At 54.4% G+C, this 16763-nt stretch carries 16 protein-coding genes; 7 read left to right on the top strand and 9 right to left on the bottom strand.

All coding sequences use genetic code 11. The features are described 5' to 3' along the window. The first annotated feature begins 10 nt into the window (after positions 1–10). The 3 genes from hemB to SYNCC9902_RS09210 all read left to right on the top strand — a co-directional run bounded on the left by hemB (position 11) and on the right by SYNCC9902_RS09210 (position 4090). The gene (gene hemB / locus SYNCC9902_RS09220) at positions 11–1012 is read left to right on the top strand and encodes a porphobilinogen synthase (protein WP_011360589.1); all 1002 of its coding nucleotides are present in this window, start codon (positions 11–13) and stop codon (positions 1010–1012) included. A 290-nt stretch (positions 1013–1302) separates the two neighbouring features. Then, the gene (locus SYNCC9902_RS09215; RefSeq protein WP_041425532.1) at positions 1303–1683 is read left to right on the top strand and encodes a VOC family protein; all 381 of its coding nucleotides are present in this window, start codon (positions 1303–1305) and stop codon (positions 1681–1683) included. Further along, complete coding sequence (locus SYNCC9902_RS09210) at positions 1646–4090, top strand: endonuclease MutS2 (RefSeq protein WP_011360587.1); 2445 nt, start codon at positions 1646–1648, stop codon at positions 4088–4090. The genes SYNCC9902_RS09215 and SYNCC9902_RS09210 overlap by 38 nt, the downstream gene beginning before the upstream one ends. Positions 4091–4099: 9 nt before the next feature. On the opposite strand, the gene SYNCC9902_RS09205 is transcribed toward SYNCC9902_RS09210, so the two are convergent. Further along, complete coding sequence (locus SYNCC9902_RS09205; RefSeq protein WP_011360586.1) at positions 4100–5293, bottom strand: ABC transporter ATP-binding protein; 1194 nt, start codon at positions 5291–5293, stop codon at positions 4100–4102. Positions 5294–5350: 57 nt separating this feature from the next. Here SYNCC9902_RS09205 and cgtA point away from each other — a divergent pair, with 57 nt between their 5' ends. Then, on the top strand, positions 5351–6340 hold the full coding sequence (cgtA, locus tag SYNCC9902_RS09200; RefSeq protein ID WP_011360585.1) for an Obg family GTPase CgtA: 990 nt from the start codon (positions 5351–5353) through the stop codon (positions 6338–6340). A 244-nt stretch (positions 6341–6584) separates the two neighbouring features. On the opposite strand, the gene SYNCC9902_RS09195 is transcribed toward cgtA, so the two are convergent. The 4 genes from SYNCC9902_RS09195 to SYNCC9902_RS09180 form a co-directional block, all read right to left on the bottom strand. Beyond that, positions 6585–6803, bottom strand: a complete 219-nt coding sequence (locus SYNCC9902_RS09195; RefSeq protein ID WP_011360584.1) for a CP12 domain-containing protein — start codon at positions 6801–6803, stop codon at positions 6585–6587. Positions 6804–6929: 126 nt separating this feature from the next. Continuing rightward, on the bottom strand, positions 6930–8825 hold the full coding sequence (locus SYNCC9902_RS09190) for an ABC-F family ATP-binding cassette domain-containing protein (protein WP_011360583.1): 1896 nt from the start codon (positions 8823–8825) through the stop codon (positions 6930–6932). Beyond that, positions 8822–9460 carry a DUF2301 domain-containing membrane protein gene (locus SYNCC9902_RS09185; RefSeq protein ID WP_011360582.1) on the bottom strand — a complete coding sequence of 213 codons (639 nt, stop codon included), beginning with the start codon at positions 9458–9460 and terminating at the stop codon, positions 8822–8824. Before SYNCC9902_RS09185 ends, SYNCC9902_RS09190 begins: the two co-directional genes overlap by 4 nt. Then, positions 9457–10431: a glutathione S-transferase C-terminal domain-containing protein gene (locus tag SYNCC9902_RS09180; RefSeq protein WP_041425529.1), complete on the bottom strand. Its 975-nt coding sequence runs from the start codon at positions 10429–10431 to the stop codon at positions 9457–9459. The genes SYNCC9902_RS09185 and SYNCC9902_RS09180 overlap by 4 nt, the downstream gene beginning before the upstream one ends. Positions 10432–10517: 86 nt before the next feature. On the opposite strand from SYNCC9902_RS09180, the gene SYNCC9902_RS09175 reads away from it, so the two are divergent. Then, the gene (locus SYNCC9902_RS09175) at positions 10518–11429 is read left to right on the top strand and encodes an aspartoacylase (RefSeq protein WP_011360580.1); all 912 of its coding nucleotides are present in this window, start codon (positions 10518–10520) and stop codon (positions 11427–11429) included. 14 nt (positions 11430–11443) lie between these two features. Here the strand turns inward: SYNCC9902_RS09175 and SYNCC9902_RS09170 are convergent, their stop codons facing one another. Both SYNCC9902_RS09170 and SYNCC9902_RS12785 read right to left on the bottom strand, forming a co-directional pair. Continuing rightward, the gene (locus tag SYNCC9902_RS09170) at positions 11444–11773 is read right to left on the bottom strand and encodes a hypothetical protein (RefSeq protein WP_011360579.1); all 330 of its coding nucleotides are present in this window, start codon (positions 11771–11773) and stop codon (positions 11444–11446) included. Positions 11774–11811: 38 nt separating this feature from the next. After that, positions 11812–11949, bottom strand: coding sequence for a hypothetical protein (locus tag SYNCC9902_RS12785; RefSeq protein ID WP_198001737.1), 138 nt, complete (start codon positions 11947–11949; stop codon positions 11812–11814). A 180-nt stretch (positions 11950–12129) separates the two neighbouring features. Between SYNCC9902_RS12785 and psbA (SYNCC9902_RS09165) the strand changes: the two genes are divergently transcribed. Beyond that, a complete protein-coding gene (gene psbA, locus SYNCC9902_RS09165; RefSeq protein ID WP_009788850.1) occupies positions 12130–13209 on the top strand; it encodes a photosystem II q(b) protein in 1080 nt (359 codons plus the stop codon). Between the two features lie 177 nt (positions 13210–13386). On the opposite strand, the gene SYNCC9902_RS09160 is transcribed toward psbA (SYNCC9902_RS09165), so the two are convergent. Beyond that, the gene (locus SYNCC9902_RS09160) at positions 13387–14268 is read right to left on the bottom strand and encodes a GNAT family N-acetyltransferase (protein ID WP_011360578.1); all 882 of its coding nucleotides are present in this window, start codon (positions 14266–14268) and stop codon (positions 13387–13389) included. Between the two features lie 10 nt (positions 14269–14278). After that, positions 14279–15295, bottom strand: a complete 1017-nt coding sequence (gene gap, locus SYNCC9902_RS09155; RefSeq protein WP_011360577.1) for a type I glyceraldehyde-3-phosphate dehydrogenase — start codon at positions 15293–15295, stop codon at positions 14279–14281. 302 nt (positions 15296–15597) lie between these two features. Between gap and psbA (SYNCC9902_RS09150) the strand changes: the two genes are divergently transcribed. Beyond that, complete coding sequence (gene psbA, locus SYNCC9902_RS09150; protein ID WP_009788850.1) at positions 15598–16677, top strand: photosystem II q(b) protein; 1080 nt, start codon at positions 15598–15600, stop codon at positions 16675–16677. Positions 16678–16763: the final 86 nt, after the last annotated feature.

The raw sequence follows: 16763 nt of genomic DNA, 5'->3' as shown, positions 1-16763 counted from the left end.
CCCCGGTCTGATGGAGCTCACTTACCGCCCTCGTCGTTTGCGTCGTACTCCGGCCCTACGCGCCATGGTGCGAGAGCACAGCCTCTCAGCCGCAGACTTTATTTATCCCCTCTTTGTGCATGAGGGTGATGGAGTGGAACCCATCGCTGCCATGCCTGGAGCGAGTCGGTGGAGCTTGTCTGCGCTGATGGGTGAGGTGCAACGCGCATGGGATCTGGGGGTTCGCTGCATCGTTTTGTTCCCCAAGGTGTCTGAGGAACTCAAAACCGAAGACGGGGCGGAGTGTTTTAACGAAAACGGGTTAATTCCCCGTGCGATTCGCCAAATCAAAGCAGCTATCCCTCAGATGGCAATCATGACGGATGTTGCTTTGGATCCCTATTCCTGTGATGGGCATGACGGGATTGTGAGTGAGGAAGGGGTTGTGCTGAATGACGAGACGATCGAACAGCTTTGTAAGCAGGCGGTGGTTCAGGCCCGTGCTGGTGCAGACCTCATTGGTCCGAGCGACATGATGGATGGCCGCGTTGGGGCGATCCGCGAAGCCCTCGATGATGAGGGATTCGAACATGTCGGCATCATCAGCTATACCGCTAAATATTCTTCGGCTTATTACGGCCCATTTCGAGAGGCTCTTGATTCCGCGCCCCGATCTGACGGGTCAAAGCCGATTCCGAAAAATAAAGATACCTACCAAATGGACCCAGCCAACGCGCGGGAGGCGATTACTGAGGCTCAGCTGGATGAACAAGAAGGCGCCGACATCATGATGGTGAAGCCTGGTTTGGCTTATTTAGATATTATTCATCGCCTTCGTGAGGAATCAGAACTTCCCATCGCGGCCTACAACGTCAGCGGAGAATATTCAATGGTGAAGGCGGCTGCAGAACGAGGCTGGATCGATGAAAAGGCTGTTGTTTTGGAAACCCTGTTGAGCTTTAAAAGAGCTGGCGCTGATTTAATTCTCACTTATCATGCCTGCGATGCTGCTGGCTGGCTCCAAGATAGCTAGGCCCATCGATTAAATATTTTCAATTCAAGTGAGAACTCTGCTTGTTAGTTAGAGCTTCAATAAATATTTATAAATCTGTCAAGTATGATTATGAATGTTTTTATTTAGTGATTCTTGTTGAGATTGAAGCGTTGCTCGTTTGATCGCTTTGCGTGAAAGGTCTTTTGAGCTGAATTTCTGTTTTCAATATTTAAGACACGAAGTTGAGAGTTGAACGAATGGGTTGGCGCGAATGCTCGCTACTTGGAGTTGATCTGCTCCACAATGGTGGTCTTCAATCGATCTCTCGAATGTCAACGGTTGATCGGCTCGGTCACGTCGCTATCCGCGTTGATGACGTGGAACGTGCCGTCACCTTTTACAAGGGGTTGGGCATGCGTCTGGTTTGGCAGGCTGACGATTGGTGTTATCTCGAGGCAGGGGACACTCGGGATGGCTTGGCCTTACTCGGACCGGGCTACAAGGCGGCAGGTCCGCATTTCGCCTTTCATTTCCGCGATCGGGCTGAAGTGGACGCCATTCACGGCCGACTCAAGTCGCAAGGAGTCCACGTGGGTGCCGTGCATGACCATCGCGACGGTACCGCCTCCTTTTATTTGAAGGATCCCGAAGGCAATTGGCTCGAAATGCTTTATGAACCTCCCGGTGGTATCCCTTCCAACTGCGACTGAGACCGTGACCCACCCCAGTCACCATCAGGCCTTGAGTGAAACGCTTGAGCTTTTGGAGTGGCCTGTGGTGTGCGAGCACCTGGCTACGTTTGCCAGCACGCGCATGGGGCTCGAATCGGCTCGGGCAACGCAGTTGCCCCAGTCGCTGGCGGAGACGCTTCAGCGACAGGCCGAAACCGTTGAAATGGCGGTTTTGGACGATCTCACTGAGGGAGGGTTGAGTTTCCGAGGTGTGAATGACCTTCGGCCAGTTCTGCTGCGATGCCTCAAGGGTGGTGTGGCCTCCGGAGAGGAGTTGCTTGCCGTGGCTGGAACCCTCGCTGCGGCACGAAAATTGCGTCGTCAAATCGACGATCAGGAGCTGCGTCCCGTCTGTACAGCTCTGATCGAAACGATGGTCACCCTGCCTGATCTAGAGCAACGCTTGAAGTTTTCCCTGGAAGAAGGTGGTCGTGTTGCGGATCGGGCGAGCCCACCCTTGGCGGGCCTTCGACAGCAATGGAATGGCGTGCGCCAGGAGCGACGCGACAAACTTCAGGAGCTCACGCGTCGTTACGCGTCCTTTCTCCAAGACTCAGTCATCGCACAACGGCATGGACGCCCTGTCCTCGCCGTCAAAGCAGGCGCTGTGGGTCAGGTGTCGGGTCAAGTCCACGACAGTTCAGCGTCTGGGAACACCGTTTTTATTGAGCCCCGCTCGGTGCTCACGATGGGCAACAAGCTTGTCGATATCGAGGCTCGAATTCGAAAAGAGGAGCAGCGCGTTCTTGCCGAGTTGAGCGATCTGGTTGCCCAGGACGAGCGAGTTCTCAATTCACTTGTTGAGATTTTGTTAGCCCTGGATTTGGCTTTGGCCCGCGGCCGTTACGGCCGATGGCTCGGGGCTGTTCCACCCCATTTGTTGGAAGATCCTGAGGCTCCCTTCTTGCTCAGGGACCTGCGACATCCATTGCTTATTTGGCAACACAAACGTTCCAGCGGCTCTCCGGTGGTGCCGATCAGCGTGGATGTGTCTGCACAACTCCGTGTAGTCGCGATCACCGGACCCAACACCGGCGGCAAAACGGTGAGCTTGAAGAGCCTTGGTTTAGTGGCCCTCATGGCTCGCGCCGGAATGCTGATTCCTTGCTCTGGCCGGCCGTCCTTGCCCTGGTGTGCCCAAGTGTTGGCCGATATCGGCGATGAGCAATCTCTTCAACAAAGCTTGTCCACATTTAGTGGACATATCAAACGTATCGGCAGGATTCTGCAGGCGCTTGAATCCGGTCCAGTTCCCGCCTTAGTTCTGTTGGATGAAGTGGGGGCAGGGACAGATCCAAGTGAAGGCACGGCTCTCGCAACTGCTCTACTGAAGGCGCTTGCGGATCGGGCACGACTCACGATCGCGACAACGCACTTTGGCGAGCTCAAGGCGCTCAAATACACCGACGACCGATTTGAAAACGCTTCGGTGGCTTTCAATGCCGAAACTTTGTCTCCGACTTATGAACTTCTCTGGGGGATCCCTGGGCGTAGCAATGCCCTAGCCATTGCGACGCGTTTAGGCCTTGATGCGGGGGTGTTGGATCAAGCGCAAGCCCTTTTGGCTCTGGCGGCGGAGGGGGAGGTGAACACGGTGATTCAAGGTCTTGAGGAGCAACGGCAGCGACAGCAAGCTGCGGCTGAAGATGCCGCAGCGCTCTTGGCGCGAACAGAGCTGTTGCATGAAGAGTTGCTGTTGCGCTGGCAAAAGCAAAAGCAGCAGACGGCATTGCATCAAGAACAAGGACGTCAGCGATTGGAACAGTCCATCCGTGAAGGACAGAAAGAGGTGCGTTCCTTGATCCGCCGGTTGCGGGACGGCCGCGCCGACGGTGAAACGGCGCGTAAGGCTGGACAACGCCTTCGCAAGTTGGAAGACCATCACCGTCCAACAAAGGAGAAGCGCGCACCGAAACCCGGCTGGCGTCCTGAGGTGGGAGAACGCGTTCGGTTGCTGGCCTTGGGAAAGGCCGCAGAAGTGTTGGCAATCTCAGATGACGGTCTGCAGCTCACGGTGCGTTGCGGTGTGATGCGCACCACCGTGGATCTCAATGCTGTTGAAAGCTTGGATGGACGGAAGGCTGAACCACCTCCGGTTCCTGTTGTGAAAGTGCAAGCGCGCTCTGGCTTGGGAGCAGGCGCTCAAGTACGTACGAGCCGCAACACTTTGGATATTCGAGGGATGCGTGTGCACGAAGCTGAATCCACCGTTGAAGAGCAGCTCCGCAATGCCAATGGACCGCTGTGGGTGATCCATGGAATCGGCACAGGCAAGCTGAAGCGCGGCCTGAGAGCGTGGCTGGATACGGTTCCCTACGTGGAGAGGGTCGTTGATGCGGAGCAGGGCGATGGGGGGCCAGGTTGCAGCGTTGTTTGGGTGCGTTGATGCCCCTGATTAGTTCGTGTCTGGCATGGCAACAGCGTTGCCGAGTTCATCAAACAACCTCCAACCGCGCGGGTCTGGTGCGAGATACACCATTTGTTTTGGCTGATAGAGGGGCTCTGGTGGCGTGCGCACTTGGATTAAGTGATCTCCGTCCAGCAATCGACAGGTGAGCACCTGCTCATTGCCCAGCACTTCGCAATGGCTGACTTCTGCGGCCAAATTCCGGTTTGTGGCCGGAGCCATGATCCATCCCTCTGGCCTCAGCCCTGCAGTGAGCTGCTGTCCTTCAAGGCTGGCGAGAGCCTGAACCAAAGGTCCCTCAATCGCAAGCCGTCGATCCCCGAGCAGGAGGGTTGCGTTCGGCCCTACGCATACAGGCAGAAGCGCCATCGGTGGACTTCCGATGAACTGCGCGACAAACAAATTGGACGGCCAGTTGTAGAGCTCCATCGGGGTTCCCAATTGTTGGAGCTTTCCTGCGTTCAAAACTGCAATTCGGTGGCCCATCGTCATCGCTTCCACTTGATCGTGGGTGACGTACACCGTGGTGGTGCCCAAGGTCCGTTGGAGATCAACAATGCGGGTACGCGTGCTGTTCCGGAGCTTTGCGTCGAGGTTGCTGAGCGGCTCATCCATTAGGAACACCGCAGGTTTCCGAGCCATGGCGCGGCCCAAGGCGACGCGTTGTTTTTGGCCGCCTGATAATTCTTTCGGTAGCCGATCCAAGAGTGGTTCCAACTCGAGAGCCTTGGCCACCGTTTGAATTTGCTCAGCGATCTGTTGTTCCCTGGTGGATTGGATTCTGAGTGCTTGCGGCAAGCGTCGCGATGCTCGACTGAATTGGTCGTGCAGTTGCTGCCAGGGCGAGCGTGTTTGGCTTCGGCGTAATCCAAAACTCAGGTTGTCTCGCACGCTGAGGTGGGGATAAAGCGCATAGCTCTGGAACACCATGGCCACGTCGCGCTGCGCGGGTCGGATGCGGCTGACCGGTCGATCACCAATCAGGATTTCACCGGAGGTGGGGCGATCTAAACCAGCCAGTAAGCGCAGAAGTGTGCTCTTGCCACAACCTGATGGCCCAACAAGAACGAGGAATTCACCATCTTTGATTGTTAGATCGAGTTGTCGCAACACCTCAACTGGTGTTTCGCCGCGTCGTCCGGGGTAGGTCTTACTGAGAGCTTCGAAACGGACGCCTGACAATCGATTGCTGCATCGGTCTGATCCTAAGGTTGTGGATTGGATCCAAACAACGCTGCCGTGCAGTTCATCGATCAGGCGCGGATCTCCACACGCGGTGGCCGCGGCGGTGACGGTATCGCTGCATTCCGTAGAGAAAAGTACGTGCCAGCTGGTGGCCCCTCAGGTGGTGATGGTGGCCATGGGGGACATGTGGTGTTGGAAGCCGACAGCAACCTGCAGACGTTGTTGGATTTCAAATACAAACGATTGTTCGCTGCAGACGATGGAAAACGCGGTGGTCCGAATAAACGCACGGGCGTTTCAGGGCGTGAATTGGTGATCAAAGTCCCCTGTGGAACGGAGGTTCGGCACCTCACCACAGGCATTCTTTTGGGCGATCTCATTGAGCCCGGAACAAGGTTGGTGGCGGCATTTGGGGGCCGTGGGGGCTTGGGAAATGCCCATTATTTGAGCAATCGCAATCGTGCACCCGAGAAATTCACGGAAGGTCGTGATGGGGAGGAGTGGCCGCTGCAGTTGGAGTTGAAGCTGCTTGCGGAGGTTGGAATTATTGGCTTACCCAATGCTGGTAAAAGCACCTTGATTGCGGTGCTTTCGGCAGCTCGTCCCAAGATTGCCGACTACCCGTTCACCACTTTGATTCCCAACCTGGGAGTGGTACGGCGCCCCAGTGGTGATGGCACTGTTTTTGCTGATATTCCCGGCCTAATTGCTGGTGCAGCCCAAGGCGCTGGCCTTGGCCATGATTTTTTACGCCATATCGAAAGAACGCGCCTTCTCATTCATCTTGTAGATGCTGGATCTGATGATCCGGTTGAGGACTTGCGTGTAGTGGAGCAGGAGCTCAAAGCCTATGGCCATGGATTGGTCGACCGCCCAAGACTCTTGGTGCTGAATAAGAAAGAGCTGGTTCAAGAGTCTGATTTGCCGGGAGTATTGGCTGACTTGGAAAATGCCAGTGGACGAGATGTTTCCTGCATATCTGCGGCTATGGGAACGAATCTCAACGAGCTACTTGAAAATGTATGGAATGAGCTTGGAGTGTAGTAATGAATATTTTTTCTGCTTTAAATATGATTGTTTGAATCGATAATTTTTATGTTTTACGATATATTGTAAGAAATACTTCAAGGCGATGTTGCTTGAAATGATGTGCCTATTTATTGAGTTTCTGGATTAATTTTGCCTTGCGAGAGGTAACTTAGATCAAATAAAATCAATAAAAAAGCTGGTCAGTTTTCTGACCAGCTTTTTGAAATTGGCACGAAATAGGTTGAGCTTCGGTCAACAATCAATCGTCGTAAACGCGGCACTCGTCTGCATCGGGATTCGCGTCGCAATACAGCTCGAGGGAAGTGGGGTCGTGCTTGTCCTGAGGGTTGTGCTCCTTGTATTCCTCAAGAGACTTCAGCTCTTCTGTGAGGTGGCGAAGCTTGGCTTGGTCTCCAGTGGCTTTCGCTGCTTCGAGTTCAGACTGATCCTTCTGAATGTGATCGTCGATGGATTTCATGGTTTCAGTCCTCGCTTGTGCAAGTTTAAACCGGCTTACCGGTTTTGTTGCTGCGCTTTCTTGAAGCCATGACGTTTTAACAAAAGGCTGGTTTCGATCACCTGCCTCATCGTTGAAGCCAACCTCTTAAGGAGCAAGCTCGCTCAGCTCGAGCCAGCGTTCTTCCGCTTGTTCGATGGTGCTGATCAGGTCTGCAAGTTCGAGGCTTCGAGCGGTCATGTCGTCACAGTGGCCTGAGATTTGTGCCTCTAAAGCAGACCGCTGCTTTTCAAGTTGCGGCAATGTTGAATCGAGCTTTTCGAGCTCCTTCGTTTCCTTGAAGCTGCGACGGCGTAGCTCCTCCGATATGGGCTTGTTGGGTTGACGTTTTTTGGTGGGCGTTGGCGCGATGGTTTGCGTCCGCTCGAATTGTTTCTCCTGCTCAAGGAATTCGCTGTAATTCCCCTCAAAACGTTTGAGTCGGCCGTTGTCGAAGCAAAACAGGCGATCCACCGTTCGATCCAGAAAGTAGCGATCGTGGGAAACGACGATGACGCAGCCTCGGAAGTCTTCCAAAAAGTCCTCCAGAACGCTGAGTGTTTGCACGTCAAGGTCATTGGTGGGCTCATCAAGCAGCAGCACGTTGGGAGCTTGAACCAACATTCGGCACAAGGTGAGTCGCCGCCGCTCTCCTCCCGAAAGCTTGCTCAGTGGGCTGTGTTGTTGTGCGGGAGGGAAAAGGAAGCGCTCGAGAAGTTGCGAGGCAGTGACCTGTTCTCCGCCTAAATCGATCCGGCTGGCGGCTTCTTCGACAAATTCGATCACTTTTCTATCCAGACCTTTCCCTTGGTCAAAGGCATCGGTGTGTTGATCCAAATAACCGATATGGATGGTGTCGCCAAGCCGCAAGGTTCCTTCTGTGGCCTGACGCCGTCCTGCAATCAAGTCCAGCAGGGTGGACTTGCCGCTGCCATTGGGTCCCAAAATTCCCACCCGGTCTTCAGGACTGAAGCTGTAGCTGAAGTCGTCGAGTAGGCGTTGACCATCAGGTTGTCCATTCGCCGTTACGCCGAGGGCTTCAGCTTCGATGACTTGTTTGCCAATGCGGCGGCTCACGCTCGCCATTTCGAGCTTGCCCTTGGCTTGGCTTGGTTTGTCTTCGCGCATCGCCTCAATGCGTTGAAGCCGTGCTCGCTGCTTGGTGCTGCGAGCTTTGGGCCCCTGACGAAGCCAAGCCAGTTCGCGTCGAAGAACGCCACGAAACTTGGCAGCTGAGGCTGCTTCCGAAGCCTCTTCTTCGGCTTTGTGCTGCAAAAAAGTGCTGTAGTTGCCCTGATACGTTCTCGCTCGCCCCTGATCTACTTCCACCATTCGACGGGTGACGCGATCGAGGACGTACCGGTCATGGGTGACCAAAACAAGGGCCCCTGGGTAGCGATCCAACCAGCTTTGAAGCCACTCAATGGCAGCAGCATCGAGATGGTTTGTGGGTTCATCCAAAAGCAACACATCTGGACAAGCCACCAGGGCAGAGGCCAGGCCAACCCGTTTGCGATAGCCGCCAGACAGGTCCTCAACGGGACGTTGCAAGTCGCCAATTCCAAGTTTCTGAAGGACTTCGCGGCATTGCTGCTCGAGGCTCCAGGCCTCCTCCTCATCCATTGTTTGGCTGAGCTCTCCCAGCTCTGACAACAACGTTGTGTTCTCCGGTGCCGCGGCGACCGCATCGCTGAGAGCGTTGAAGCGCAACAGCAGATCGCGTTTGGCGCCGCACCCTTCCAAAACTTGTTCGAGAACGGTGAGCCCGGGGGTGATTCGACTGTCCTGGCCAACAAGTTCAACCCGTAAACGTGGTGAGCAGCGGCGTTCACCGTTCCCCAGTGGTTCGCTTCCGGCGAGAACCTTGAGCAAGGTGGATTTCCCGGCGCCGTTCGGACCGATCAACCCAAGGCGCTCTTTGTCGCCGATATGGAGATTCAGATCGGCAAACAGAGTTCGGATGCCGAAGTCTTTCGAAGCACCCACCAAGCTGATCAAACTCACGGTGTGCTGGCAGGGCGTTGGCTGTCTAGGTATGCAAACACACTCTTATCGCCCACATCTGCAGCGGCCTCCATCCCGAATTTACGGAGTGCGAGCAACACCATCAGCAGGCCAGCGATCAGAAGACAAGCAGCGCACAAGCTCGTACTAATAATCCCCACCAAACGGCCGAGGAGGGCGATGGGTAAGAGCAAGGTGAGCCCAATCGCTTCGGGTCTGCGGAAGCAGAAAAATTCCTTGAAGCCAATGCCTGCTAATGCCGCAAACAGTGGACCGATCGCCAGGATCCACAACGGTTGTTCCACAAGCATTGCGAGGGCTTCATTGGGGCCAGCCCGCATCAGCAGTAGCCCCCAGCCCAAGCAACCCATCAACCAAAACAACCTCAACGCGTTGTGGAGTGGTCGTAGATAAATGTGGATCCAGTGCAGTGCCAAGCCGAGTCCGGCCATCAATGGCACAAGCCAAACCCAGGCCCAGCGATCCCCAAATTGCCACCAATGCACTAGCCCTGCTGTCATCGCGAGTCCGGCTACAAGCAGGGAGATGCGGTAGCGCTGTACCTCAAGCCGATCGATTGAGGTGATCGTGTAGGGGCCATAAACGCCTTCAAACTGCGGATCACCCGTCGTCATTCGTTCGAAAAACCACTATCCACAAGTGTGGTCAGATCTGGTCCCGTAGGGACGATTCCACCAGGATTCAGCGGAAATAGCGCGCCGAAGTAGTCATGTCGCCAAGCTTTCGCGTCACAGCTTGTTTGGACACCGGGCTGACCGTAGAGCCGTCGTCGCCAATCCCAAAGTTTCGGGAATTGCCAGAGGGGACGCTCACTACAACCAAACAGGGGTGCGTAGACCATTTCCCATCGAATCAAGGTGGGAAATAAACGCACATCTGCCAAGGTGATTTGCTCTCCGCAAAGCCAGGGGCCCGAATGTTTCAGGCTCGACTCCACTTGATCGAGTGCTGCAAACAGTGCTGTTACGGCACGGTTGTAGGCCGCTTGATTACGGGCAAAGCCGCAACGGTAGACCCCATCATTCACGTTGGGTTGGAGGAGTTCTTGCCAACGATGAATGCTGTTCTGTAGGTCTGGTGGAGCCAGATCTGGAGCGTCGTTGTGGCTTGGCCAGCGGTTTAAAACCTCGACGAGCTGGGCACTTTCGTTGCCAAGAATTTTGGGTTGGCTGGGATCGATCAGGACTGGAACAGTGGCGCGATGGGAGGGAGGCGCGCCACAGCGTTGATAGAGCGCTAGCAAGCTGCTGCATCCCAGCCAGGGAGGATCGAGTTGCCACCGTCCAGCCTTGTGATCTGCATGGGCTGTCAACAGGTTGAGACTCTGATCAAGCCCTCGCAATTGATGAACTAGCCAGGTGCGATGGGCCCATGGACAACTACGACCCACGATTAAGTGGGGGCGTTGGTCCGGTTGTCGGGATTGCAAGTCCAGAGGATTGGGGACTTCCGCCTCAAGGTGGTCGCTCTTTGGTCTGCAGTAGTTCCCGGCAGCATCGGCGGGTCCCAGACCACCCATTAGCCGTTGCCATTGCCAACGCCAGCCTGCTTTGGCTGCCATCACAACGATGGGTGGAATCGACATGGCTTTTGCCGGCGCAATGGCTGAGGTCGTGACGACCTCAGCCATCTTGGCTCCATGCTTCAGTCACACAAGATCTGTTTGAGTTCATGGCTGCCAGCGATGTCCTGGTTGTGGCAGGAACCCACGGCAATGAGCTCAACGCCCCTTGGTTGTTGGAGCAATGGAATCGTCAGCCTGATCTGATCAATTCCGCGGGGCTTTCCATTCAACGGTTGGTGGGCAATCCCCAGGCCAAAGCTGCGATGCGTCGTTATGTCGACCGTGATCTCAACCGAAGTTTCAGGGTGGATCTACTGGAGCAGTCGGGTGGGGACCTTGAAATGCGTCGGGCGCGTGAACTGCTCGGGAGGTATGGGCCAAGGGGAGACGAGCCCTGCTCTGTGGTGCTCGATTTGCACAGCACCACCGCTGCGATGGGGTGTTCTTTGGTGCTTTATGGGCGGAGACCTGCCGATTTGGCCCTGGCGGCCCTTGTTCAAAGTGCCTTGGGACTACCGATTTATTTGCATGAATCAGATTCGGCTCAAACCGGGTTTTTGGTTGAGCGGTGGCCCTGTGGATTGGTCGTTGAAGTGGGCCCAGTACCCCAGGGAGTGCTTGAAGCGCGAATTGTGCGTCAGACACGCCTTGCGATAGAGGCCTGCTTCGAGGCGCTTGCATCAGTTCGATCAGGAGTCGTGCGCCTTCCCCGACAGGTGGTGGTGCATCGCCATCTCGGTAGCTGTGATGTGCCACGAGGGGAGTCCGATCAGCCCCAAGCACTCGTGCATCAACGTCTTCAGGGAAGGGACTGGGTTCCTTTCAAGCCATTGGATGCGATTTTCGAGGCAGCTGATGGATCCACGGTGGAGACTCCCCAAATGGAGCATCAGTCCATTCCCGTTTTCATCAATGAAGCGGCCTATGCCGAAAAGCACATTGCCTTTTCGCTAACGCGCAGGGAGGTTTGGACGATGGAGCCCCAATGGTTGGACCATCTTTCAGAACTTCTGAGCTGAGATTGATGCCTGACTTACCCGCAAGCCCAAGTTCCCTTGCCTTCCTGGCTGCAGGCCAGGTCACTGGTTTGTCCATCACCCCAGTACATCCGCAGTCGATCGTCGTCCGTACCCAGTCGCAGCGTTAGGGAGCGAATCGGTCCGGCTGGGGTCTTGCTGTCAGAGGGGGGTGCTGTGCCATTGACGTCATTGAGCTGCTGCTCGAGCTGGTTCAGCCGCAACTCCAGGCGCTCAATGGCTGCCCTTGAATCCTGATCGCTTTCTGATTTCAACGCTGATGACGAGCATCCCGCCAGAAGAATGGATGCAGCTAATAGCCAGTTGAGATGTGAGGGCCGACCCATGGCAATGTTCAGTATTGATTCCAGCTTTTCAAGGGAGGTCAGCCGTTGACGAGCCGTTCACTCCAATACACCGTGGCTCCTTCCGCCTCAAGTTGATTCCGGCGATGACGCGCCGAGGCCAGAGGAACCGTCTCTTCGAGGCGTTGTCCTGCAAGGAGCCAGCGGATTAGAACCAAAATAAAAGTTCGTTTCTGAAATCTTAAATCTTTCTGTGCGCCCCAGCAGTAGCGGCTGGTCCGAACATTGGTTGGCGCAATCTCCGAACACAAAGCGCAATATTGCTTTACATTGGTGGGAGGCAGGGATTCCTGTCCCTTCCATAAACCGTCCCCTCGGGGGCATTTCTTTCCGTTCTCATGACCACCACCATCCAGCAGCGCTCCGGCGCTTCTAGCTGGCAGTCCTTCTGCGAGTGGGTCACCTCCACCAACAACCGTCTGTATGTCGGTTGGTTCGGTGTGCTGATGATCCCAACTCTGTTGGCTGCCACCATCTGCTTCGTCATCGCATTCGTCGCCGCTCCTCCGGTTGACATCGATGGCATCCGCGAGCCTGTCGCTGGCTCCTTGATGTACGGCAACAACATCATCTCTGGTGCTGTTGTTCCTTCCAGCAACGCCATTGGCTTGCACTTCTATCCCATCTGGGAAGCAGCTTCACTCGACGAGTGGCTGTACAACGGCGGTCCTTTCCAGCTCGTCGTCTTCCACTTCCTCATCGGCATCTACGCCTACATGGGTCGTGAGTGGGAACTCTCTTACCGCTTGGGCATGCGCCCTTGGATCTGTGTTGCATACAGCGCACCTGTCGCTGCTGCATCTGCAGTCTTCCTCGTCTACCCCTTCGGTCAGGGTTCGTTCTCTGATGCAATGCCCCTGGGCATCTCTGGAACCTTCAACTACATGTTGGTGTTCCAGGCTGAGCACAACATCCTGATGCACCCCTTCCACATGCTGGGTGTTGCAGGCGTCTTCGGCGGCAGCTTGTTCTCCGCCATGCACGGCTCACTGGTGACCTCCTCCTTGGTGCGTGAAACCACCGAAAGCGAGTCCCAGAACTACGGCTACAAATTCGGCCAAGAAGAAGAGACGTACAACATCGTGGCTGCTCACGGCTACTTCGGTCGCCTGATCTTCCAATACGCCTCCTTCAACAACAGCCGTAGCCTCCACTTCTTCCTGGCTGCCTGGCCCGTTGTCGGCATCTGGTTCACCGCCCTTGGCGTGTCAACCATGGCCTTCAACCTGAACGGCTTCAACTTCAACCAGTCCATCCTTGATGGTCAGGGCCGCGTCCTGAACACCTGGGCCGACGTGTTGAACCGTGCAGGCCTCGGCATGGAAGTCATGCACGAGCGCAACGCTCACAACTTCCCCCTCGACCTGGCAGCTGCTGAGTCCACACCTGTGGCACTGCAAGCACCTGCAATCGGTTGATCTGGAATCAACCTGTTCCTTCTGGAACAGCAAAAACGATTCAGATCAACTGAATCGCAAAGCCCCCGCCTCACAGCGGGGGCTTTTTGTTGCTGCCTCTACAGCAACACTTACTAAAAAGCATTTGACAAACAACACTTGCGTGCAGTTGTCATCGCTCTTTAGCTGTGTCTTCAGTTAGCCGAGTTCAAGACAAGCCAATCCATAAACATCTTTTGTGAGAACTGCTTTATGGGAACCCTTATACATCCGCGTTGTTGCTGAAATCTCATGAAAACCAAGTGAAGATAAAAGTGACTGTGCATTGTCATTGCGCTCAGGAGAATCAATCAAAATCACACCCTTGTGCTCAGTTAACAAATTCAAAATCAAAACCTTCGCCAATACTGGTGAGTCAGCCAGTATTGGTCCGATTCGCCAGCCTTCGCCGGCAGGTAGAAGGCATGGTCGTATACGAGCGAAGCCATGACAATGGTTGTATTTGTCGATCAAAGCAATTACCTTTCCACTCGGATGCTCTAGCCACTGAGATAAAAAGTGTGGTCTCGCGGTAAATTCTCGCTCGGAATCATATTTTTTAATTGCTTCCAAAGGAATTTCAGGACCGCTTACAGTATTTAGATCTTGCGGATTCAACGCGGCTTGCGCACTTGGCCCATCTTCAGCGTTAAATAACTGCCAACGAACGGTTTGAGACGATGTCTTGAACCCCCATTCCGCATAATTAGTAATTAAGTGGGATGCCGCTTCTAAGCCCACACACTTCACGCCTTGAAGATGAAGTAGGGCTTGTTCCCAGAGCCTATGTCCATAGCCTTGCCCTCTGTATTCGGGTCGAACGATATATAGACCTATGAATCCATAAATATTGTTGTATTTAATGCCAGCAATGCATCCAACCGGCGTCGAATCAACCCAGCCCACCCAAACACCTTGCTTGTCTGTATTCCTATAGATATCAACATCGCCAAACCCAGGTGCAAACTCTTCGCTTCTTGCCCAGCGAACAATTTCTGGAATATCAGAAGCCCGAGCAGGTCGAATGATCAGTTCAGGCATGCAATCACCCTTAGGAATCTTTCTTTTCGCCAGAAGAATCCATATGCTGAATTAAATCAATGCACTTACAGCTGTATGCCCATTCGTTGTCGTACCAAGCAACTAGCTTCATGAAAGTGTCGTTTAATGCCATTCCTGCCCCAGCATCAAACACCGAGGTACAGCTTTCCCCAAGCAAATCGTTCGAAACAATTTGATCTTCTGTGTAGCCAAGAATGCCTGATAATTCATTCTCAGAAGCTTCTTTCATCGCATTTTTTACTGCCTCATAGGTCGTCGACTGAGCCAGGTTGACCGTCAGATCAACGACGGAAACATCAGGCGTTGGGACGCGGAATGCCATGCCAGTTAGTTTTCCGTTGAGCTCAGGGATGACCTTTCCAACAGCTTTGGCGGCACCAGTAGAGCTGGGAATAATGCTTTGGCCTGCACCTCGGCCGCCTCGCCAATCCCGAAGCGAAGGACTATCAACTGGCTTTTGGGTTGCTGTTGTTGCATGAACAGTGGTCATTAATCCACTCAGAATCCCAAACCTGTCGTGAACAACTTTTGCAATTGGTGCTAAACAGTTTGTGGTGCAACTTGCATTCGAAACAATATCTTGATCGTTGTAGCTTTTATGATTAACGCCCATGACGAACATCGGTGTTTCATCCTTTGATGGGGCACTCATTACAACGCGTTTGGCGCCTGCTTCGATGTGGCACCGTGCTGTTTCGTCTGTCAGAAAAAATCCTGTACTTTCGAGGATGTAATCAGCGCCTACGTCTCCCCAAGCGAGGTCTTTTGGATCTCGTTGAGCACTGATACGGATTTTTTTTCCATTAACAATTAAGTTTCCATTTTCTACCTCAACGCTTCCAGGAAAACGCCGATGTGTTGAGTCATAACGCAATAAATAAGCCATGTAGTCGATATCGAGCAGATCGTTGACAGCCACCACCTCAATATCCGGCAACGACACTGCTTGTCGAAATGCCAATCGACCGATGCGTCCAAACCCATTGATGCCAATGCGGGTTGTCATCGCAATCTCTTTATTTCTTTGATGTGGTCTTTATAGGGGGAACGTATTCATCCAACCCGCCCCTTTGGGGGTATGCACACCGTCGGCACCGAGTCGATGGCCATCGTGCTGACGGCACCCTCCTTAGCAAGAGCGGTCTGTAGTGGTCGAGGCGGTGATTAGCGGAGCTCATAGGAGCGATCAGGAAAGCTCAGCGGCCGATCGGTGACGACTTCGCAAACTTCCTTTACATTCCGTCTGTCGGTTAGCCGACCTTTCTTATTTGCCGCCGGGTTTCGACCCATAGGCTGTTTTCCGTTCTCATGACCACCACCATCCAGCAGCGCTCCGGCGCTTCTAGCTGGCAGTCCTTCTGCGAGTGGGTCACCTCCACCAACAACCGTCTGTATGTCGGTTGGTTCGGTGTGCTGATGATCCCAACTCTGTTGGCTGCCACCATCTGCTTCGTCATCGCATTCGTCGCCGCTCCTCCGGTTGACATCGATGGCATCCGCGAGCCTGTCGCTGGCTCCTTGATGTACGGCAACAACATCATCTCTGGTGCTGTTGTTCCTTCCAGCAACGCCATTGGCTTGCACTTCTATCCCATCTGGGAAGCAGCTTCACTCGACGAGTGGCTGTACAACGGCGGTCCTTTCCAGCTCGTCGTCTTCCACTTCCTCATCGGCATCTACGCCTACATGGGTCGTGAGTGGGAACTCTCTTACCGCTTGGGCATGCGCCCTTGGATCTGTGTTGCATACAGCGCACCTGTCGCTGCTGCATCTGCAGTCTTCCTCGTCTACCCCTTCGGTCAGGGTTCGTTCTCTGATGCAATGCCCCTGGGCATCTCTGGAACCTTCAACTACATGTTGGTGTTCCAGGCTGAGCACAACATCCTGATGCACCCCTTCCACATGCTGGGTGTTGCAGGCGTCTTCGGCGGCAGCTTGTTCTCCGCCATGCACGGCTCACTGGTGACCTCCTCCTTGGTGCGTGAAACCACCGAAAGCGAGTCCCAGAACTACGGCTACAAATTCGGCCAAGAAGAAGAGACGTACAACATCGTGGCTGCTCACGGCTACTTCGGTCGCCTGATCTTCCAATACGCCTCCTTCAACAACAGCCGTAGCCTCCACTTCTTCCTGGCTGCCTGGCCCGTTGTCGGCATCTGGTTCACCGCCCTTGGCGTGTCAACCATGGCCTTCAACCTGAACGGCTTCAACTTCAACCAGTCCATCCTTGATGGTCAGGGCCGCGTCCTGAACACCTGGGCCGACGTGTTGAACCGTGCAGGCCTCGGCATGGAAGTCATGCACGAGCGCAACGCTCACAACTTCCCCCTCGACCTGGCAGCTGCTGAGTCCACACCTGTGGCACTGCAAGCACCTGCAATCGGTTGATCTGGAATCAACCTGTTCCTTCTGGAACAGCAAAAACGATTCAGATCAACTGAATCGCAAAGCCCCCGCCTCACAGCGGGGGCTTT

Origin of the sequence: Synechococcus sp. CC9902, assembly GCF_000012505.1 — a bacterium.
Lineage (GTDB): Bacteria > Cyanobacteriota > Cyanobacteriia > PCC-6307 > Cyanobiaceae > Parasynechococcus.
Note: the sequence above shows the minus strand (reverse complement) of the source record. Positions and strands in the feature narration are given on the sequence as shown.

Coding starts and splice junctions, on each gene's coding strand:
- SYNCC9902_RS09180 (WP_041425529.1), bottom strand. CDS start 10,431: ATGTCGATTCCACCCATCGTTGTGATGGCAGCCAAAGCAGGCTGGCGT.
- SYNCC9902_RS09175 (WP_011360580.1), top strand. CDS start 10,518: ATGGCTGCCAGCGATGTCCTGGTTGTGGCAGGAACCCACGGCAATGAG.
- SYNCC9902_RS09195 (WP_011360584.1), bottom strand. CDS start 6,803: ATGAAATCCATCGACGATCACATTCAGAAGGATCAGTCTGAACTCGAA.
- SYNCC9902_RS09215 (WP_041425532.1), top strand. CDS start 1,303: ATGTCAACGGTTGATCGGCTCGGTCACGTCGCTATCCGCGTTGATGAC.
- SYNCC9902_RS09170 (WP_011360579.1), bottom strand. CDS start 11,773: ATGGGTCGGCCCTCACATCTCAACTGGCTATTAGCTGCATCCATTCTT.
- psbA (WP_009788850.1), top strand. CDS start 15,598: ATGACCACCACCATCCAGCAGCGCTCCGGCGCTTCTAGCTGGCAGTCC.
- psbA (WP_009788850.1), top strand. CDS start 12,130: ATGACCACCACCATCCAGCAGCGCTCCGGCGCTTCTAGCTGGCAGTCC.
- SYNCC9902_RS09185 (WP_011360582.1), bottom strand. CDS start 9,460: ATGACGACGGGTGATCCGCAGTTTGAAGGCGTTTATGGCCCCTACACG.
- gap (WP_011360577.1), bottom strand. CDS start 15,295: ATGACAACCCGCATTGGCATCAATGGGTTTGGACGCATCGGTCGATTG.
- SYNCC9902_RS09160 (WP_011360578.1), bottom strand. CDS start 14,268: ATGCCTGAACTGATCATTCGACCTGCTCGGGCTTCTGATATTCCAGAA.
- SYNCC9902_RS09210 (WP_011360587.1), top strand. CDS start 1,646: ATGAACCTCCCGGTGGTATCCCTTCCAACTGCGACTGAGACCGTGACC.
- hemB (WP_011360589.1), top strand. CDS start 11: ATGGAGCTCACTTACCGCCCTCGTCGTTTGCGTCGTACTCCGGCCCTA.